General features: G+C 60.4%; 19 protein-coding genes. 11 read left to right on the forward strand and 8 right to left on the reverse strand.

The window, feature by feature from the left end:
- Positions 1-281: 281 nt before the first annotated feature.
- Complete coding sequence (locus ASE80_RS12710) at positions 282-1028, reverse strand: creatininase family protein (RefSeq protein ID WP_056859211.1); 747 nt, start codon at positions 1026-1028, stop codon at positions 282-284.
- Positions 1029-1058: 30 nt separating this feature from the next.
- Positions 1059-1772 carry a murein L,D-transpeptidase catalytic domain family protein gene (locus ASE80_RS12715; protein ID WP_056859212.1) on the reverse strand — a complete coding sequence of 238 codons (714 nt, stop codon included), beginning with the start codon at positions 1770-1772 and terminating at the stop codon, positions 1059-1061.
- A 41-nt stretch (positions 1773-1813) separates the two neighbouring features.
- On the opposite strand from ASE80_RS12715, the gene ASE80_RS12720 reads away from it, so the two are divergent.
- The gene (locus ASE80_RS12720) at positions 1814-3397 is read left to right on the forward strand and encodes a L,D-transpeptidase family protein (protein ID WP_056859213.1); all 1584 of its coding nucleotides are present in this window, start codon (positions 1814-1816) and stop codon (positions 3395-3397) included.
- A 114-nt stretch (positions 3398-3511) separates the two neighbouring features.
- Here the strand turns inward: ASE80_RS12720 and ASE80_RS12725 are convergent, their stop codons facing one another.
- A complete protein-coding gene (locus tag ASE80_RS12725; RefSeq protein WP_056859214.1) occupies positions 3512-4072 on the reverse strand; it encodes an AAA family ATPase in 561 nt (186 codons plus the stop codon).
- 42 nt (positions 4073-4114) lie between these two features.
- A complete protein-coding gene (locus ASE80_RS12730; protein WP_056859215.1) occupies positions 4115-5143 on the reverse strand; it encodes an alginate lyase family protein in 1029 nt (342 codons plus the stop codon).
- Between the two features lie 104 nt (positions 5144-5247).
- Here ASE80_RS12730 and dapF point away from each other — a divergent pair, with 104 nt between their 5' ends.
- Positions 5248-6051 (forward strand): diaminopimelate epimerase, encoded by an 804-nt coding sequence (gene dapF, locus ASE80_RS12735; protein WP_056859216.1) that lies wholly within the window; start codon positions 5248-5250, stop codon positions 6049-6051.
- Here the strand turns inward: dapF and ASE80_RS12740 are convergent.
- Together ASE80_RS12740 and ASE80_RS12745 are read right to left on the reverse strand one after the other, a co-directional pair.
- Positions 6048-7181, reverse strand: coding sequence for a PAS domain-containing sensor histidine kinase (locus tag ASE80_RS12740; protein WP_056859217.1), 1134 nt, complete (start codon positions 7179-7181; stop codon positions 6048-6050). The two genes, dapF and ASE80_RS12740, sit on opposite strands and share 4 nt — an antisense overlap.
- Positions 7171-7986: an alpha/beta fold hydrolase gene (locus tag ASE80_RS12745; protein WP_056859218.1), complete on the reverse strand. Its 816-nt coding sequence runs from the start codon at positions 7984-7986 to the stop codon at positions 7171-7173. Before ASE80_RS12745 ends, ASE80_RS12740 begins: the two co-directional genes overlap by 11 nt.
- A 127-nt stretch (positions 7987-8113) precedes the next feature.
- Between ASE80_RS12745 and ASE80_RS12750 the strand changes: the two genes are divergently transcribed.
- Both ASE80_RS12750 and ASE80_RS12755 read left to right on the forward strand, forming a co-directional pair.
- The gene (locus ASE80_RS12750) at positions 8114-9325 is read left to right on the forward strand and encodes a TPM domain-containing protein (protein ID WP_056859219.1); all 1212 of its coding nucleotides are present in this window, start codon (positions 8114-8116) and stop codon (positions 9323-9325) included.
- 149 nt (positions 9326-9474) lie between these two features.
- Positions 9475-10020: a GNAT family N-acetyltransferase gene (locus ASE80_RS12755; RefSeq protein ID WP_056859220.1), complete on the forward strand. Its 546-nt coding sequence runs from the start codon at positions 9475-9477 to the stop codon at positions 10018-10020.
- A gap of 4 nt (positions 10021-10024) precedes the next feature.
- Here the strand turns inward: ASE80_RS12755 and ASE80_RS12760 are convergent, their stop codons facing one another.
- On the reverse strand, positions 10025-10519 hold the full coding sequence (locus ASE80_RS12760; RefSeq protein WP_056859221.1) for a DUF1543 domain-containing protein: 495 nt from the start codon (positions 10517-10519) through the stop codon (positions 10025-10027).
- 106 nt (positions 10520-10625) lie between these two features.
- Between ASE80_RS12760 and ASE80_RS12765 the strand changes: the two genes are divergently transcribed.
- Complete coding sequence (locus ASE80_RS12765) at positions 10626-11447, forward strand: aldo/keto reductase (RefSeq protein ID WP_056859222.1); 822 nt, start codon at positions 10626-10628, stop codon at positions 11445-11447.
- Between the two features lie 53 nt (positions 11448-11500).
- Here ASE80_RS12765 and ASE80_RS12770 read toward each other — a convergent pair whose 3' ends face one another.
- Positions 11501-12016 carry an Hcp family type VI secretion system effector gene (locus ASE80_RS12770; RefSeq protein ID WP_017136833.1) on the reverse strand — a complete coding sequence of 172 codons (516 nt, stop codon included), beginning with the start codon at positions 12014-12016 and terminating at the stop codon, positions 11501-11503.
- A gap of 481 nt (positions 12017-12497) precedes the next feature.
- Between ASE80_RS12770 and tssA the strand changes: the two genes are divergently transcribed.
- From tssA to tssG, 6 genes are read left to right on the forward strand one after another with little or no spacing between them, the layout of a single operon-like run.
- Positions 12498-14081 carry a type VI secretion system protein TssA gene (gene tssA / locus ASE80_RS12775; protein WP_082463607.1) on the forward strand — a complete coding sequence of 528 codons (1584 nt, stop codon included), beginning with the start codon at positions 12498-12500 and terminating at the stop codon, positions 14079-14081.
- A gap of 34 nt (positions 14082-14115) precedes the next feature.
- A complete protein-coding gene (gene tssB / locus ASE80_RS12780) occupies positions 14116-14613 on the forward strand; it encodes a type VI secretion system contractile sheath small subunit (RefSeq protein WP_056859224.1) in 498 nt (165 codons plus the stop codon).
- Positions 14614-14639: 26 nt separating this feature from the next.
- A complete protein-coding gene (tssC, locus tag ASE80_RS12785) occupies positions 14640-16115 on the forward strand; it encodes a type VI secretion system contractile sheath large subunit (protein ID WP_056859225.1) in 1476 nt (491 codons plus the stop codon).
- A gap of 14 nt (positions 16116-16129) precedes the next feature.
- On the forward strand, positions 16130-16531 hold the full coding sequence (tssE, locus tag ASE80_RS12790; RefSeq protein ID WP_111452867.1) for a type VI secretion system baseplate subunit TssE: 402 nt from the start codon (positions 16130-16132) through the stop codon (positions 16529-16531).
- Positions 16521-18308: a type VI secretion system baseplate subunit TssF gene (tssF, locus tag ASE80_RS12795; RefSeq protein WP_056859227.1), complete on the forward strand. Its 1788-nt coding sequence runs from the start codon at positions 16521-16523 to the stop codon at positions 18306-18308. Before tssE ends, tssF begins: the two co-directional genes overlap by 11 nt.
- Positions 18272-19264, forward strand: coding sequence for a type VI secretion system baseplate subunit TssG (gene tssG, locus ASE80_RS12800; RefSeq protein WP_056859228.1), 993 nt, complete (start codon positions 18272-18274; stop codon positions 19262-19264). Before tssF ends, tssG begins: the two co-directional genes overlap by 37 nt.
- Positions 19265-19267 lie beyond the last annotated feature (3 nt).

Here is a 19267-nt window from a genome sequence, read left to right on the forward strand (position 1 = left end):
CTCGTGCTTCTAGCACCGCGGACTCACAGCTTGCCATCCACCCCTCTCACCACAGAGTTTATTCCCAGATCAAGACACAAGCGGGCTTGCTCGCGAAAGCCTCGTGCTTCTAGCACCGCGGACTCACAGCTTGCCATCCACCCCTCTCACCACAGAGTTTATTCCCAGATCAAGACACAAGCGGGCTTGCTCGCGAAAGCGGTAGATCAGTCAGCAACTATGTCGACTGATACTCCGCTTTCGCGAGCAAGCCCGCTCCCACATTGTGCTGTGTGTTCGGCTTAAGGTTTGGCTTCGTTGCTGAAGGCGTTCACGGTATTGACCAACCCCTTGGCCGCCAACGCTACCAACTCACCGCCTTTTTCCACCGTCGCCAGCGCCGGGTCCGAACCCATGCGCCCATCCGGGAAACGCGCGCGAAAATCCAGCGCTTCGCGGATCGGCCCGGTGTTGGCGATTTGCGGCGAATACTCAGCCGACTTGATCGACTCCGGATACGCCCACTGCGTCACCGCAATCTCCGACGGCGTGGCGTGGCTGCCGTGGCCCACCGGGAATTGGCGGTGAGCCAGCTCATTGACGCCTTCCAGGTCCCACCAGTTCACCAGCTTGAGCGCAAACCCGGCCGGGCGGCGAGCGTAGCTGGCTTCGGCGTACAGCTCGGAAAAGGCCGCTTCGATGGTGGCGATATTGCCGCCGTGACCATTCAAGAACAGGATTTTCTCGAAACCATGCCCGGCCAGCGAACGCACCCAGTCGCCAATCGCGGCGATAAAGGTGGAAGGGCGCAACGAAATGGTGCCGGGAAAGCCCAAGTGGTGCTGGGCCATGCCGATATTGAAGGTCGGGCCGATCAGAATGTCGGCGTTCTTCTGCGCCTCATGGGCGATGATTTCCGGGCACATCCAGTCAGTGCCCAGCAGGCCGGTGGGGCCGTGTTGTTCGTTGGAGCCGATGGGGATCACCACCGTGCGGCTGCGCTCCAGAAACTGCCCGATCTCGATCCAGGTGGATGTGTGTAGAAGCATGCGACGCTCTCTTTTATCTGTGGGGACAGGCTAACCACCACGGATTGTACGACTACTCGCCACTTGTTGGGGCTTGCAGTTCAAGTACGTCGAAGACTTCAGCCAGCGCTGGTCCGGGTACCAGGAGAACATGAACTGCCCATCCTTGAGTTTGTCTACCACCTGGCGCGCCACTTGCGGGCGCACGGCCGGGCAGCCCTGGCTGCGGCCGATACGGCCTTCACGCCTGCTCCAGGCCGGGTTGACGTAGTCGGCCGCATGAATCACCAGCGCGCGGTCGCGGGCCTGGTCATTGAAGCCCGGCTCCAGGCCGTCCATGCGCAACGAGTAGCCGTGGGTGCCCAGGTAACTCTCCTGGGTGCGGAACAAACCCAGGCTGGATTGGTGGCTGCCTTCTCGATTGGAAAATTGCGTGGCGAAGTTTTCCCCGGATTTGGCACCATGGGCCACCAGGTCGCGCAGTACCAGGGTCTTTTTGCGCAGGTCGAAGATCCACAGCCGACGGGCGGTCGAGGGCTGGGAGTAGTCAATGACGGCCAGGCGATCCGAGCGCTCTTCGCCGTTATTGACCGCGCATTGCACCGCGCTCAGGGCGCTTTTCAGTACAGTGGGATTGAGTTCTGGAGCCGAGCGCGCCAGGCTGCTATACAAAGTAGGAGGGTTGGCAGTGGCGGCGAGCGTAACATTGCTCAGCGAAGCCAGGGCCACGGCGATCAGGCCGGCGCGGCATATTAAAGTCAGCATGTACAGTACATCCCCCCCGCTGTGGATTGGAGTTGAGTCAATTGTTCAAAAAACACGCATGTTACTTGAGCATTTGCCTGCTCGTTGCACCATTGGTCGCGACAGCTGATGAGCTGCCGGTGGACGCCGTACCGGTGGTTTCGACCAGCCCGGTGCAGCTGGCCCTTTCTCAACTGCCCAGCGTCTGCCCCGACCTTGCCGCGCAGATAGACGCCACGGCCCAAGCGCGCTTGCAGGCGCTCTACCAGCAACAGGGCAATGTGACGCTGTGGTCCGATGAGCGCCGCCACGCACTGCAATCTCAGTTGTTGATGCTGGCCGATGATGGCCTGGAGCCCTCCCACTATAGCCTGCCTATCGTGGAGGCCACGGGTAACATGCTGTGCAGCGATATCGGCAGCAGCCGGCAGTACCTGCAAGCCCTGCAGGATTTGCATTACGGGCGCCTGCAACAATCGCGTTTCGAGCCGCTGTGGCATTCCCAGCCACCCACCCTCGACCCCAATATTCAAGTGCTGGCCTTCGCCGCCATCGGCCTGCAAGACATGGCCCAAGCCTTTGACCAGGCGCGCCCCAGCGCCGATCTGTACCGCAGTTTGCGCAATACCTATGCCACTGTGCGCCTGCAGCCGTTGCCCCATTGGGACCCGGTCGCCACCGGGCCGCTGCTCAAGCCAGGCATGGAGGACCCGCGCGTGCCCGAACTGGCGCGGCGCTTGTACAGCGGTGGTTACCTGGCCCAGGCACCGACGGGCAACAGCCGACAGTACCGCGATGACTTGGTCAAGGCGGTCAAGGCCTTCCAGCTCGGCCACTCGTTGCAGGCTGACGGTGTGATAGGCACGGGCACCGTGGCCGAACTCAATATCAGCCCGGCGATGCGCCGCGACCAGTTGCGCATCAACCTCGAACGCTTCCGCTGGCTGGCCCAGGACCTGGAGCCCGAAGGCGTGGTGGTCAATGTCGCGGGCGCGCAACTGAGCGTCTACCAGAGCGGCATCCCGGTGTGGCAAACCCGCCTGCAAGTCGGGCGTGCCGAGCGCCAGACGCCACTGCTCAAGTCGCGCATTACCCGGCTGACCCTCAACCCCACGTGGACCATTCCGCCGACCATCATGCGTGAGGACAAACTCCCGGCCATCCGCCTCAACCCCGAATACCTGCGCCAGCAGAACCTGCAAGTGCTCGACGCCCAGGGCCGCCCATTGACGGCCGACCAGGTGGATTGGTCGCACCCCGGCAACATTCTGCTGCGCCAGGAAGCCGGCCCGCGCAACCCCCTGGGCCGTATCGTGATGCGTTTTCCCAACCCCTATTCCGTTTACCTGCACGACACGCCGAGCCAGCCGCTGTTTACCAAGGGCCCACGGGCCTTCAGTTCAGGCTGTGTGCGGGTTGAGCAACCGATGATGCTGCGCGACCTGCTGGTAACCCCGGCCGAACGCACACGCACCGAAGAATTGCTCGCCACCGGCACAACCCATGAATTCAGGCTGGCCACGCCGGTGCCAGTGCTGTTGGGCTACTGGACAGTGGAAGTCGATCGCCAGGGCGGGTTGGTGTACTCGCCGGATATTTATGGGCGTGACCCGGTGTTGGTGAAGGCGATGGGGGCGGTGCTCTAAAAACTCACTGTGGCAGACGGGCTTGTTGTGGCGAGCAGGCTTGCCCTGCGCTGGGCTGCGAAGCAGCCCCAAAACCAGACGCTTATGTGTATCTGAGAAAGCGCGGTGACTGTGTCAGGGCCGCTTCGCAGCCCAGCGCAGGGCAAGCCTGCTCGCCACATCAAGCTTGCTCGCCACAGGGTTGATGTGCGCCAGGATCACGTCGACGGCCTCGGCAGCTGTCGCACCTGCAGTGTCGACAGTCAGTGGCGTTTCAGCCCACGCTTCATATTCATGGACTGAAACGGATTGCCAGGAAGGCGGCACCAACCCGGCAACATCACCGGTGCGGCTTTCCACACGGCGCCGATGTTCCCGCAGGTCAGAGCAAACCACTTCAATATCAAGCAGCTCGAAACCCGCTGTCGCCGCCACGGCCTGCCACGCCTCCCGGCTCTCCTTCACCGGGTTTACACAGTCGGCAATCACCGTCTGCCCCAGGCGCAGGTTACTCAACGCCAGCGCATTCGCCACGCCATAACCGCTGGCGCCCACATCACCCGTCAGTACGTTTGCATCCCGAAGCGCCTGCTCAATCACATCAATGCGCAGGTAAACCGCGTTTATCCGACGTGCCAGTTCGCTGGCAATCGTGGTCTTGCCGGTGCCGGGCAGGCCGCTGAATACAATAAGCATGGTCAATCCTTTGAGTAGGGCGCCTGGCCAGTCTAGCGTTGCTTACTTCAAATAGCAGGCGCTGATCCAGTCGGCGGGGCGGGCGGCCAATTGCGTGGCTACGGGCAGGTAGCGTTTATCCAGTTGCGCCGCCAGCCAGAACAACGTCGCGCTGCTTTTGGCATCCCAGGTGCCGCTGTAGCCGGCTTCGCCCACCCTGGCGCGGTCTTTGTCGAACTGAACGTGGGTGTGCACGAACTCCTGATGGCTGCGTTGCCCGTTGGCATAGGGCACCAGCCAATCCAGGGCGGCGCCCAGCGACGCGCCATTGCTCTTGAGGTTGAGCCAGTCGCCGCCGTAGGGCTTGGCCGCCAGTGCGGCTTGCACCAGCGGTTCAAGGTCGTAGACCACGTAATGCAGGGCGTCACGGTCCTGGAAGTCGGTGACCGAGCCGTCGGGCAGGATGTTATCGGCGACTTGCTGTTTAAACAGCTGATGAGCCTGCTCAAGCATGGCTCGGTCGTCGAGTGCGGCGGCGGCCAGGGTCACCAACTTGACGCGGTGACTCTGCCAGTTATTGGTCTGGGTGCCTTTTTTCTGCCCGTGGAATTGCTCGATATGCGCGATGTAGCCGTCGCCCAGGCTGCTGATCAAACGGCGGCTGGCGGCGCGGGTTTCCAGGCGCAAATGGTCGGCGGTCAGCGCATAGGCCGTGATCAGCATATCGAGGTTGGTTTCGTCGATGGGGTTGAAGTTCGGCTGGTAGACATCCGCCCACGCTGCGAGGTAGTCATCGACTTGCTTGAGGTAACGCGGGTCACCGCTGATGCGCCAGGCCAGCGCCGCCTGGCGCATCAGCGGCCAGTCCTTTTCGGCAACTATGCTTTGCTCGCGAATGCCGTGGTTTGGCATGGTGCCTTCAGTGTGCACATGCGGCAACGGCGCTGGCCGGTCTGCCAAATGCCGTTGGGCGGCGGCCAACAAGGCGTTGGCTGCAGGGTTTGCAGCCGCAGGCTGGCAGAGGCTTGCAGCCATCGTCACCGCGGGCGACGCGGCCAGCAGCAAGGTAAAGGCAAAAGTCGTTTTGTTCATGAGCGGTTCTGTTGGGCAAGGATGCGCCAACGCTAGCACGCGGCTGAAACGGCCTGGATGAAACTCCCGTATGCTTGCAGGCTGATCTCGACCGAGGACCGCCCATGACCTTGCCCTTTGTGAAGATGCATGCCCATGGCGACGATTTCATCATCATCGACCGCCGTGGCCAGGATGACCCGATCACTGCGCAGGTCGCTCGGCGCCTGGGCAACCGCCACACCGGTATTGGCTTCAACCAACTGGCCGTGGTGCTCGACTGCGAAGATGCCCTGGCCCGCATCAAGTTCTGGAACCCCAACGGTACGCCGCTGCAAACCTGCGGCAGCGCCACCCGCGGCGTGGCCGACCGCTTGATGCATGAAACCGGCCGCGACACCCTCGTACTGCGCACCGATCGAGGCTTGCTGACCTGTGTGCGGGCCGCCGGGCAGCAAGTGTCGGTGGACATGGGCGCGCCCTCGTTGGACTGGTCTGCGGTGCCGCTGGCCGAAGCGCTGGACACCCGCACCTTGCCCATCGATGGCGCGCCTGCCGCCTGCAGCATGGGCAACCCGCATTGCACCTATTTTGTCGACGACATCAGCACCATAGACGTGGCGGCCGTGGGCCCGGCGCTGGAAACCCATGCGCTGTTCCCGGCCAACACCAATGTGCATTTTGTGCAGGTGCTGGACCGCTCCCACATCCGCCTGCGGATCTGGGAGCGCGGCGGGGGCGTGCCGCTCGGTTCCGGCTCCTGCTGCTGCGGCGCGGTGGTCAATGGGATTCGGCGCGGGTTGCTGGACGCCACGGTTGAGGTGCAGTGCGACGGTGGCACGGTCACTGTGCAGTGGGACGGGCAGGGCGGTGTGGTGTTGACCGGCCGTGTCGAGCCGGTCATGCAGGGCACGGCGTACCTGGTCTAAAGCGTCACGGTAAAGGTCGTGCCCCTGGTGGCGCAGGAACTCACCACCACGTCGCCACCGTGGGCCTTGGCCAGCTCACGCACGATATACAGGCCCAGCCCCACACTGCGCACCTCGCTGCCCTGGTCGGTGCCGCGGGTCATGGGCTCGAACAGCCCGGCCAGCAGTGTTTGCTGGATTGCGGCACCGTGGTTATGCACGGCCACTTGGCAGCCACCTTCGCCCAGGCGTGAAGTGATGGTGATGGGCATCAACAAGTCGCCGTAGGCCACGCTGTTGGCCACCAGATTACCAATGATCTGCTGCACCCGGTCGGCATCCAGGCACGCCTCGCCCATACCTTCGGCCTGGTGCTTTAACGTGGCCTTGGGGAAGGCCACGCGCAGTTCATCCACGGCGTGCAGGATCACGCTGTGCAAGTCCAGGGGCGTGGTTTTGATGCTGATCCCGTGGCCGACCCGGGCCTGGGTGAAATCCAGCAGGTCGGCAATCATTCGCTGGGCGCGCTCCGAGGACTGGCCGATATGCCCCAGTAACTGGCGCTCCTTGGGCGTGCGCTCGCTGCGCGCGAGCATGTCCGTGGCCATGCGGATGGCGGTCAGTGGGTTTTTCAAGTCATGGCTGACGATCGCCACCATCTGCTCGGAAAACAACGCGCGGCGCTGGGCAATGGCGTAGGCTTCGCTCAGTTCGGCCTGGGCCTGTTTCAGCGCCAATTCGGTGCTGGTACGTTCCTGCAACAGGGCTTCGGCAAGCTTGCGTGCATTGAGCAGCTCGCGCTCGTACTTGTCGCGGTCGGTAGTGCCGAACAGTGCCAGGTCGTGTACCAACGCGCCGTCCTGTTCACGGGCGTTGGCGTTGAGCAGTACGGTCACTTTGTGCCCGTCGTGGTGCACCAGGTCGAGTTTGACTTCGCTCACGCTGCCGCGCATGCGCAGCATCGGCGCCAGGTGGGTCTGGTGGAATATTCGCCCGCCCATGGTCAGCAAGTCCTGGAAGCGTCGCCCGCACAGCTCGGCGCTGCGCAGCCCCAGCCATTCGCCGAACAGCGTGTTGGCGCGCAGGATCGTGCCGTCCTCAGTGGTGACGGCCAGCGCACAGGCGGCGCTGTCGAACAGGTCAGCCGACATTGGCCACGGCCCACGGCGCCAGGAAGTCGTCCATCGCCGCCGTGCAGGCCAGGGGCGCGCTCATATGTGGGCAATGGCCGACGTTATCGACCAGGCAATAGGTGCTGTTGGGCAGCACGCTGTGCAGGTATTCGCCCACTGCGACTGGCGCAATCACGTCGTCCCGTGATTGCAGGATCAGCACGGGCGTGGTCAGGCCGATCACGTCCTTACGGTTGTCCGACATAAAGGTCAGTCGCGCAAATTGCTTGGCGATGTCCGGTTCTGTGCGGCAGAAGCTGTCGCTCAGATCGGCACTCAACGCCGGTTGCTCGGGAGCGCCCATGATCACGGGGGCCATGGTGCTGGACCAGCCCAGGTAGTTGCTGTCGAGGGTGTCGAGCAGGTCATCGATATCGCTGCGCTTGAAACCGCCGACGTAACCCACGTCGTCGATATAACGCGGGGAAGGGCCGATCATCACATGGGCGGCGATACGGTCTGGTGCCAGGCGGTCAGCAAGGGTGGCGATCATCGCGCTGACCGAATGGCTGACCAGGATCACAGGGCCGCTGGTGAACGCGTCGATAATCTCGTTCAAGTCACGGGCGTAGCCCTCCAGCGCAGCATATTTGGTCTTGTCGAAGGCGCTGAGGTCCGACAGGCCGGCGCCCACCAGGTCATACATCACGACGCGAAAACGCTCGGTAAAGTGCGGCGCAAGATAATTCCACATGGCCTGGTTGCAGCCGAAACCGTGGGAGAACACCAAGGTCGCCGTGCCGTTGCCCATCACACTGACGTTGTTGCGGTGCTTTAGGTTCATGGGGTTCTCTGCTATGGCGCATTGCTATATTTGTGGGCAGTTTAGATAGTCGCGGGCGTGGGGTCACGCGTTATACGTCTATAAGGTAAAGTCGACGCCTCCTCGAAGAAACTTCAGGTAACAAAGCATGCGGCTGTATTTGCGCCAATCCGTCTTGAGCCTGCTGTCCCTGCTGTTGATGGGGCTGTTGAGCATGGCCCAGGCGGATACTTCGCCGATCAAGGTCGCCCTCAACCAGCGGGTGATCGACCTCACCCATTCGCTGGATAACGGCACAATCGAGCGCTTGAAGGCTCAACTCGCCGCCCTCGAACAACGCAAGGGCGCCCAGGTTGCCGTGCTGTTGGTGCCCACTACCGGCGGCGCTACCATCGAGGACTTTGCCAACCAGCTGTTCCGTGCCTGGAAACTGGGGCGCAAGGACGTCAATGACGGCATCCTGCTGGTGGTGGCCAAGAACGACCACACAGTACGTATCGAAGTGGGGTACGGTTTGGAAGGCACGGTCACCGACCTGCTGGCCCACCGCATCATCGAAGAACACATCACCCCGGCGTTTCGCCAGGGCGACTATGCGGGAGGGATTCAACAGGCCGTCGATGACCTGGGCGTGCTGGTAGACGGCGGCGACCTGCCCGAACCAGTGGGGCCTGAGGTCAACCCGCAGGCTATCGCAGTGTTGTTGGCGTTTATCCTGGGAGGCGTCGGCGGCGTGCTGATCGCCGCCGGCAAGCTGCCCTGGCGCCGGGCGTTAATCGCTACCGTGGCCGTTACGGTGCTGTTGACGCTGTATGGGGGCGGCCGCGATTGGCCGATGTACCTGCTGGTACTGCCCCTGACCCTGCTGATTGGCGGCGCGACTTTCGGCGCGTTGTGGCTGGCGCGCACCGTATTTTATTGCGTGATTGGCGTGTTGGCCTACGTTGCCGGGCTGCTGGTGGTGGACCACTTCGTGGCCGTCAACTTTGTCCATTGGCTGGTGTGGCCGCTTGGCAGTGCGTTGGTGCTGGGGATGTACGTGGGGTTGTTTTTCGTTATCCATCAATCCTGGAAGAACAGCCCGCGCTTCTTCCTCCTGCGGGTGCTGGCGGTGGCTGCCGTTTATGTGGCCGTCGGGTTGCTGCTGGGGCACGGCTACCAAGGCTGGATCATCGCCATACCCGCCGCTTCGGTAGTGGCGTTTATTGTGTTTTTGCAGAGCATTTCCGATGGCGGCTCGGGTTCAGGGGGCGGCTCCGGCTCAAGCTCCGGCAGCTCGGGTTCAAGCTCCAGTTCAAGCAGCAGTTCGTCCGGGGGTGGGGGGTCCAGTGGTGGCGGTGGGGCATCCGGTAGTTGGTAAGCGCTAGTGCGGTTTGTAGCTTACCCATCTTGACTATGCAGGTCATCGAAGCCCTGCACCAGGCGCACAGGCCCTTCGGCAGAGGCAATTACTGTCGCCTGTATTCGTGGTAAAACGTTAATCCTTGCACCCCTGGGTATGGAGACTCAATGTCTGCTTTCAACGCACCACCCATGACTGTTCGGGAGGCCACTGCCGAGGACGCCTTATGCATTGGCGTGCTCGGTATGCAGGTGTTTCTCGATACCTACGCCACCCAAGGCATCCGCGCCTCGATTGCCAATGAGGCGTTGCAAGCCTTTGCGCCGCAGACCATCGCCCAACTGCTGGCACAACCCGGTCTCTCGCTGGTGGTGGCTGAGTCGAATGGCCATCTTGTTGGCTTCGCCCAGATCAAACTCCATGCCACTCATTCGATGATCACAGCACCGGATGCCGCCGAGTTGCAGCGCCTCTACATCCAGGAGCGATTTACCGGGCAGGGCATTGGCTATCGGTTGCTGCAGGCGGCGGAACAGCGCGCGGCATTGGGCGCCGCGTCTTTATTATGGGCGACCGTGTGGGACGGCAATGAACGCGCGTTGGGTTTTTACCCTCGACATGGTTACGGGGTGCTGGGCTCGCCGACCTATACCTTTCAGGGAGAAACCCACGGTAATCGTTTATTTGGCAAAACCTTGGAGCCCTGCACTTAAGGGCTCAGGGCAGGGTGATGTAGTCGTTCTGCTGGATGACCGGCAGGTGTGCGCCTTGCACCAGGTGAACATAGCGCCCGTCCACCAGATCGATAGGCAGGCAGTCGTCAATGTCCATCACGCCATCGGTATGGGCCTGCGACCAGTGCTGCAATAGCTGCTGCTGGCCCTTGCGCTTGGCTTCCTGCTTGTCGCGGGCCACCACCAGCAAGTAATGGTGGGCCTCGCCGAACACCTTGGCTTCATAACCACCCAGGTTGATGAAGTACAGGTGATGGGCACCGGCAGGCGGCGCCATTTGGCTGAGTTCGACCTTCCAGCCGTCTACGCCATCGACCGCCATCCAGGCGTCGATGTGCATACCCTTGGGGCTGCCGAACCAGCCATCGCGCAATTGCGAGTAGGTGGCTTGCAGCGTGTCCGCCACTGCGAACACCACATCGTGAACTTCGATTTTTGCCCTGGGGTGCTTGCCCCCGAGCATGACCACAAACAACATTACAGTTCCTGCCTGGCGATTGGGTAAAGGCTAACCTTACTTCGATTGAACCCTTTTGTCCGGTCAGTGCCACACTGTTAATTCGCCAACTCATCAGGAGGTTGTTATGCGCACCATTGATCTGTCCGGTGTTCCCGTGCCTGTCATCGGCCAAGGCACCTGGCGCATGGGTGAAAACCCGGACCTGCGCAAAGCCGAAGTCACCGCGTTGCAATTGGGTATCGACGAAGGCATGAGCCTGATCGACACCGCTGAAATGTACGGCGAAGGCGGCGCCGAAGAGGTGGTGGGCGAGGCCATTCGCGGCAAGCGCGAGCAGGTGTTCCTGGTGAGTAAAATCTACCCTCACAATGCCAGCCACACGGGCGTGTCGCGTGCCTGTGACGCCAGCCTCAAACGGCTGGGCACCGACTATATCGACCTGTACCTGCTGCACTGGCGCGGCCAGTACCCGCTTGAGGAAACCGTCGAAGCGTTTGAGCGTCTGCGCGAGGCAGGCAAGATCGGTCGCTGGGGTGTTTCCAACTTCGACGTCGCCGACCTGCAGGAACTCGCATCTCCCAACTGTGCGACCAACCAGGTGCTCTACAACATCGAAGAGCGGGGTATCGAGTTCGACCTGTTGCCCTGGTGGCAACAGCACCATTTGCCACTGATGGCGTACTGCCCAATTGCCCAGGGCGGCGAACTGCTGTCCAGCCCGACCCTCAAGCAAATTGCCCATCGACATGAGGCCACACCCGCACAGATCGCCCTGGCCTGGGTACTGCGTCAGGACGGTGTGATTGCCATCCCCAAGGCGGTGAGCCCCGAGCATGTAAGGCTTAACGCGAACGCCGCGAAACTGGTGCTCGACGAGCACGATCTGGATGCGATTGATCGCGTGTTTGGTGCACCCAAGCGCAAGCATCCACTGTCAATGGTCTAGCAGACCCGCAGAAACGGTGCCGTCCATGGCCGCCGTTTCTGCGTCATCCAGGGTTAGCCGGCGACCGGGCTACGCCAGTCGTCCGAACCGGAAGTACCCGCCACTTCGTGCGTCCAGATGATCTTGCGATAGGTGAAATGCACGTCTTCCAGATGCGTGAAGTGCGCGTTTTCCGGTGCCTGGCAGTTGGGCATGCGTGACTGGATGTCCACGATGGTCGCCCCCTCAAGCTCGATGGTGAAATAGTGCTCCTGGGTGCCGGCCGAGGAGGTACGGAACCATTGCAGTTGGCATTTGACTTCCTCGCCACTGGTCAGCGCGCTGAACAGCAGGGGCGATGATTTATCGAAGACCTTGCTGATCATCAGCGGTTTGTGAACCCGCTGGCCGGTCGGCTGACCGGATTGCGGGTCACGGGGAATGATCACCTGATGCGAAAAAGCCTGGACCAGGATCTGGTCTTCATGGCCCTCCTGGTAAATGTTGCCTACCGAGTCCTGGGTGAACGTGCCTGCCGTAATCAGTCCTTGTTTGACACCGGTGATCGAGAGGTATGCGGGTGTTGGCATGACGGGTTTCCTTGCCTGATGGTTGAAGTAGTGCCCAGCCGTAGTTGTGCCGGCTGGGCAAGTTCCTATAACAAGAAGCGTGCCTGAAATTAACAAGCCCAGTAAAAGCAGGGGGTTTGCTCGTTATTGAACTTGATTTCATTAAGGAGGCGGATGTTTTAATCAGATTTAAATGAAATTGGTTGCGCAGAAGTGTGCATTAATTTGCTCGGCTAGCTTTTTCGCGTGCTTATTGGAGGAGAGGGTTAATTGAGCGTGGCGTGCTGGTTTTGCTGCGCAAAATGGTGCGCACACCAATGATTTAGGGGTTTGTAGGAAAATCCTTAAGTGCCGATTTGATACTTGCTGGATGTTATTTGTCCGGCTAGTGTTTGCGAACTTCGTGGAGGGCGTGGCGAGGTTTTTATAGTCGTGTATTTTTGCACCTGAGTGTGCTTCAGGTGCACGGAATTTAATTGTTTTAAATGGTGTGCGGCCCAAAATGGATTATTCAGGCACTTTGTGTGGTTATTATATTGAACTTGCCTTAGTGCCCTGTTCGCCAGGTAACTTCGCAGGCGCAGACATGCGCTTTTCAAGTGAATATGAGGCTTTGGAGGCCGAGCTTGGCAAGCTGCAATCGATGCATGTCAGCACCCAGCCGGACTGGCAGGCGGTCATGCAGATCAGCGAAGGCCTGCTGCGTCAGCACACCAAGGATCTGCGAGTGGCGGCCTGGTTGACCTGGGCGCTGTACCAACGCGAATCTTTTCCAGGGCTGTTGGCGGGCCTGGGGTTGATGCGTCATTTGTGTGAGCACCATTGGGCGGTTGTCTATCCGCAAAAAATGCGCACCCGTGGCGCCGCACTGGGCTGGTTGGCGCTGCGCCTGGAGCAGGTGTTTGCACACAGCGTTTCGCTCAAGGATCAACAGCCGCTATTTCGCTGCATGCTTGAGCACCTGGCGCACCTCGATCGGCTCTGGTCTGCGCACTTGAGTGATGAGGCGCCGCTGTTGTTGCCGCTGCGCAGGCAGCTGACGCAACGGCTGGAGCAGGCCGCACAAGCAGCACTGCCAGAAGCCGTTTCGGCGGGTGTGGTTGCTCAGGTCAAACAGGCGGCGACGCGGTTGCTGAGCCCCGAGCCGGCAACAGGTCAGGAAAAAACAGGCAACCCTGCGATAGCCAGCGAAAAAGAGGCCCACAAGTCACTGCGCACGTTGCAGGAGCATGGACGGCACTTATGCAACTGGTGGCTGCGCCAGGATGCGACCGACCTGCGCGCCTTGCGCCTTAATCGGGCACTGACCTGGCTGGCGCTCAACAGCTACCCCGACGCTGACAGCGACCGGCTCACGGTGCTGCGTGGCCCGACGCCCGACAAGCTCAAGCGCTACCGGGAGCGTTTTGCCCAAGGGCATTACGGCGAACTGTTGCTTGAGCTTGAGGCCAGCCTGGCGGGTGCGTTGTTCTGGTTTGACGGCTTGCGCATGGTCTGGGAATGCCTTGAGGCCTTGCAGGCCGATCTGGCCATGACCGAACTCGAAGTCAGCTTCGCGTTGTTACTGCAACGGCTGCCGGACCTGCCCGAATTCAGGTTTCACGAGGGTGCGCCGTTTGCCGATACCGCCACCCGGGACTGGATCACGCTTCAGGTCGCTCGGCACTTGCAGCCGCCTGCGCCGTCCGGCGTGGTGGTGGATGCCAGCGCCGAACCCTGGGAGGCGGCCTTGCAAGAGGTCATGCCCAGGTTGCGCAAGGACGGGCTCAAGGAGGCAATACACGAGCTCAAGCAGGGCATGCACAGCGCACGCAGCGAGCGCGCGCGTTTTCATTGGCGGCTGGCACTGGCGCGGTTGTGCGTATCGGCAGGCAAGCATGAGCTGGCGAAGGTGCAGCTGGAAGGCCTGGACCACGAGCTTCAGCGCGCTGGTCTGGATCGTTGGGAGCCGGAACTGGCACTGCAGGTTGCACAGCTTTTGTATCGCTGTTGCGAGCTGTTGCCGCAAAACCAGGCCATACGCGAGCGCAAGGAAACGACCCACCGAAGGCTCTGCCACTTCGATGTTGAAGCGGTACTTGAATAGGCTTTTGAACCCCCTCGAAAAAAGGAGATTTACCGTGGCCAAAGAAGGTTCGGTAGCACCCAAGGAACGTATCAACATCACCTTCAAGCCCGCCGTCGGGGGCGCCCAGGAAGAGGTCGAGCTACCGCTGAAGTTGCTGGTGCTGGGCGACTTCGCCCAGCACGAAGACCCACGCAAGCTCGAAGACCGCAAGCCGATCGGTATCGACAAGCACACCTTTGATGACGTGCTGGCCAAACAGGCACTGGCGTTGACCCTGAGCGTGCCTAATCGCCTGCAGGAACAGCCCGATATCGAAGCGCTGTCGATCCAGGTGCGGGTCAACTCGATGAAGGATTTCACCCCGGCGAACCTGGTCGAGCAGATCCCGGAGCTGCAAAAACTCATGGCGCTGCGTGAAGCGCTGATGGCCCTCAAGGGGCCGTTGGGTAACACGCCGAGCTTTCGCAAGGCGATCGAACAGGCGCTGGCGGATGACGACTCCCGCGCCCGGGTATTGGCCGAATTGGGGTTGAGTGACCCCGCAGCCTGACATTTTCAGTAAAGGACACTGATGCCATGACCATCCCACAGCATGCGCTACCCACCCGAATGGCTGACGAGCACAGCATTCTCGATACCATCATTGCCCAGACACTGCTGAGCGCGGATGACGAGGCCTACAGCATTGCCAAGCGCGGTGTCTCGGCGTTTATCGAAGAGCTTGTCAAACCGCACAACAGCGGCGAGCCGGTCAAGAAGCGTCTGGTCGATCGAATGATCGCCGAGATCGACCTGAAGCTCAGCGAGCAAATGGATGAAATTCTTCATCACCCGGATTTCCAGGCGCTGGAAGCTGCCTGGAGAGGGTTGCAACTGCTCGTCGATCGCACCAATTTTCGCGAGAACATCAAGATCGAACTGCTGAACGTCTCACGACAGGACCTGCTGGACGATTTCGAAGACTCCCCGGAAACCACGCAGTCCGGGCTCTACAAGCATATCTACAGTGCCGAATATGGCCAGTTCGGCGGCCAGCCCGTGGGTGCCATCATTGCCAACTACTTCCTTGGGCCAAGCGCGCCGGATGTGAAGCTGATGCAATACGTTTCCAGTGTTGCCTGCATGGCCCATGCACCGTTTATTGCCGCCGCAGGGCCGAGCTTTTTCGGTTTGGAAAGCTTTACCGGTTTGCCTGACATGAAGGACCTCAAGGATCATTTCGAGGGGCCTCAATTTGCCAAATGGCAAAGCTTTCGTCAGAGCGAAGACGCCCGTTACATTGGCCTGACCGTGCCGCGGTTCCTGTTGCGTACCCCTTACGATCCCCTTGAGTGCCCGGTCAAGACATTTGCCTACCAGGAAAACGTGGTCAACAGCCACGAACACTATTTGTGGGGCAATACCGCGTTCGCCTTTGCCACCCGGCTGACGGACAGTTTTGCCCGCTTTCGCTGGTGCCCGAACATTATCGGCCCGCAAAGCGGTGGCGCAGTCGAAGACCTGCCCCTGCATCACTTCCAGAGCATGGGAGAAATTGAAACCAAGATCCCGACCGAAGTGCTGGTCTCTGACCGTCGCGAGTACGAGCTTGCGCAGGAAGGCTTTATTGCCCTGACCATGCGCAAAGGCAGTGATAACGCGGCGTTTTTTTCCGCCAGCTCGGTACAGAAACCCAAGTATTTCGGTAACAGCGCCGAGGGCAAGGACGCTGAGTTGAACTACCGCCTGGGAACGCAGCTGCCCTACATGATGGTGGTCAACCGGCTGGCGCATTATCTCAAGGTGTTGCAGCGCGAGCAGTTGGGTTCATGGAAGGAGCGTACCGACCTGGAACTGGAACTCAACAAATGGATCCGCCAATACGTTGCCGACCAGGAAAACCCCAGCGCTGAAGTGCGTGGGCGACGCCCATTGCGGGCTGCTCGCATCGTGGTCAGTGATGTCGACGGCGAACCGGGCTGGTACCGCGTCAACCTCAGTGTACGGCCGCACTTCAAGTACATGGGCGCGGACTTCACCCTGTCCCTCGTCGGCAAACTCGACAAAGAATGAGAAAGGGGCAGGGGATACCCGAATATCGCAGCCTGTTTGAGCGTCTCGAAGGCCTGGCACCCGCCAGGGCCGGCAGTGTAGCGTCGATTGCCGCGCACTTGGCGAACATGCTCGGCACACGTGCAGGCAGTGTCTTGACGCTGCCGGACTACGGGCTGCCCGACCTCAATGACATGCGCTTGAGCCTGCATGAGTCATTGAGCCAGTCGCGGCTGTCGATTGAACGGTTCATCCAGGTATACGAACCACGTCTGTCGAATGTGCGTGTCAGGGGCTTGCCCGATACCGGCAACCCTTTGGTCCTGGCGTTTGTAATTGAGGCAACACTGCTCATCGACGGCGTTGTGCAACCGGTGGTTTTTAACGCGCAGTTGGCCGGTGGTGGCCAGGTTGAGGTGCAGCCTGATGTCCTTTAACCACTTTTACCAAAGTGAGCTCAGTGCCTTGCGCCAACTTGGGCGGCGTTTTGCTGAGCGTAATCCTGCCTTGGCACCTTTTCTCGCGGATTCAGGCCAGGACCCGGATGTAGAACGTCTGTTGGAAGGCTTTGCGTTCCTGACCGGGCGCTTGCGCCAGAAGCTTGCCGACGAGCTTCCAGAGCTGACTCATTCATTAATGCATCTGCTGTGGCCCAACTATATGCGGCCATTGCCGGCCTTCAGCATCTTGCAGTTTGACCCGTTGAAACATGCGTGCACCACGGTCAGCGTAGAACGGGACACGCCGGTTGAGAGCGTGCTGGTCAATGGGGAGCGCTGCCGCTTTCGTACCTGCTACGCCACCCAGGTGCTGGCGTTGCAACTGAGCCGCCTGGAATATGTGGCCCAGGGCGCACAAACGCTCCTCAACCTGCGCATGGAGATGAGCGTGGAGGGCAATTTGAGTCAGTTGCCATTCGATCAATTGCGCTTGCACCTGGCGGGTGATCGACAGGTGAGCCAAGGCTTGTACCTGAGCCTGCTGCGTCATCTGGAAGGCATCGAATTACGGCTCTTTGACCATGAAGGGCTGGTGATCAGTGATCGCGAGGGCCAGCCGTTGTCGCTTCGGCTTGCTGCAAACCAGGTAAAACCGGTGGGGTTCGATGAGGAACATGCACTGATTCCCTATCCGGCGAACACTTTTTGCGGTTATCGCCACCTGCAGGAATATTTTGCGTTTGCGGACAAGTATCTGTTTGTCGATGTACAGGGGCTGGATGCATTACAGGCGTTGCCCCATGAACTGCTCAAGCGCGCCAGGTGTGTAGAGCTGCGTTTCAAGTTAAGCCACCACGCGCATGCGACGTACCGTCCCACTCTGGACAACGTAAAGCTGTATTGCACGCCCATTGCCAACCTGTTCAAGCATGACGCAGTGCCCATTCGCCTGGATGGCAAGCAGGATGAGTACCTGCTGCTGCCGGGTGGTATAGCGCGGGGCAATGCCGCGGTCTTTTCCGTGGACCAGGTGACCGGATGGCGCCCGGGTGGGCTGGGCTACCAGGCGTATGTGCCGTTCGAATCCTTCGAGCATGGCAGTGGCAATGCCACTTCAACGCGCACGCCCAGCTACAGCATTCGTCAGCGCTCGTCGGTGCAAAGTGCCGAACTGGATACCTGGTTGAGTTTTGGCACTGGCCCAGGCCAGGAGCAGGAAACCCTCTCGATTGAGTTGACCTGTACCAACCACAACTTGCCAAAGCTGCTGCAAGTGGGAGAGATCAACCAGCCCTGCGAACAGACACCGGAATTCCTGACGTTTCGCAATATCTGCGCGCCGACGGCGAGCCTTGCTCCACCTCTGGACCAGGACTTCCTTTGGAAGCTGATCAGCAACATGTCGCTCAACTACCTCTCATTGACCGATACCCGTGCCTTGAAAGTCATCCTCCAGACCTACGACTTGCCGCGCTATCACGATCGACAGGCACACAACGTCAGCCAGCGAAGACTGGATGCGTTGAAGGCCATCCATCATCACGCCGTCGACCGAATGCACCGTGGGCTGCCCATACGCGGCCTGCAGGTCGACCTGAGTATTGACGCCAATGGCTTTGCCGGCCAGGGCGACCTGTTTGTCTTCGCCTCGGCACTCAATGAGTTTTTTGCCCTCTACGCCGGCCTCAATTCGTATCACGAACTGCGGGTCACCAGCACACAAGGAGACGTGTATCTATGGCCACCCCGGATGGGTCGGCAGGCCCTGCTTTGACCGCTCTAACACGCACAATTCGCGAATATTCGTTGTTCCAGGCGGTGCTGCAGGTGATCGAACGCCTGCGCGACAGCCATCCATCGCTGGATGACGACGCGCTCTATGACCTGCTCGAGTTCCAGGCCAACCCTAGCCTGGGGTTCCCTGGGCACGACATTGACCGAGTGGCTTTTTTTGTCGAACACGGACAGTTACGCGCTCGCCTGCGGCTTAACGTGCTCGGCCTGTTTGGCGCTGGTTCGCCATTGCCCGGGTTTTATCAAGAGCAGGCGAGTGGCAGCGTGAGCCGTGGCTTTCTTGACGTATTTCACCATCGCCTGCAGAGGTTGATGCTGCCGATCTGGCGCAAATATCGCTACCGAGCGAGTTTTCGCACCGACGCCAGTGATGCTTTTTCCGCGCAGATGTTCGCGCTGGTCGGGCTGGGTAGCCACCAGATTCGCGACGCGGCGCAATTGGACTGCAAGCGATTGTTGCCGTACCTGGGGCTGCTGAGCCTGCGAGTGCACTCGGCCACCTTGATCGAAACGGTGCTGCGTCATTACTTCAAGCACAGCCGTTTGTTCATAGAGCAATGGGTTGAACGCACGGTGGTTATCGCGCAACAGCAACGCAATCAACTCGGGGCGGCCAACAACGTGCTTGGCGAAGACCTGCTGCTCGGGCACCAGGTTGCCGATCGCAGCGGCAAGTTCCGGGTGCATGTCGAGGGCTTGAGCTGGCCGCGCTTTCACGCGTTTCTACCCGCTGGCAGCGCCTGCAAACCGTTGTGCTCGCTGGTTCGCCTGATGCTGCGCACGCCACTGGAGTATGACGTGCGCCTGGTACTGGCCGAGGGTGAAGTGCGGCCGCTGCATATTGGCGAGCGCAACGTGTGTCGTCTCGGTTGGACCAGTTGGTTGGGGTACGAGAGTGCCGACGGTGTGGTCACTCTGGCCAGCCACTCTGATTAGGGA

This window comes from Pseudomonas sp. Leaf15, assembly GCF_001421425.1.
Taxonomy (GTDB): domain Bacteria; phylum Pseudomonadota; class Gammaproteobacteria; order Pseudomonadales; family Pseudomonadaceae; genus Aquipseudomonas; species Aquipseudomonas salomonii.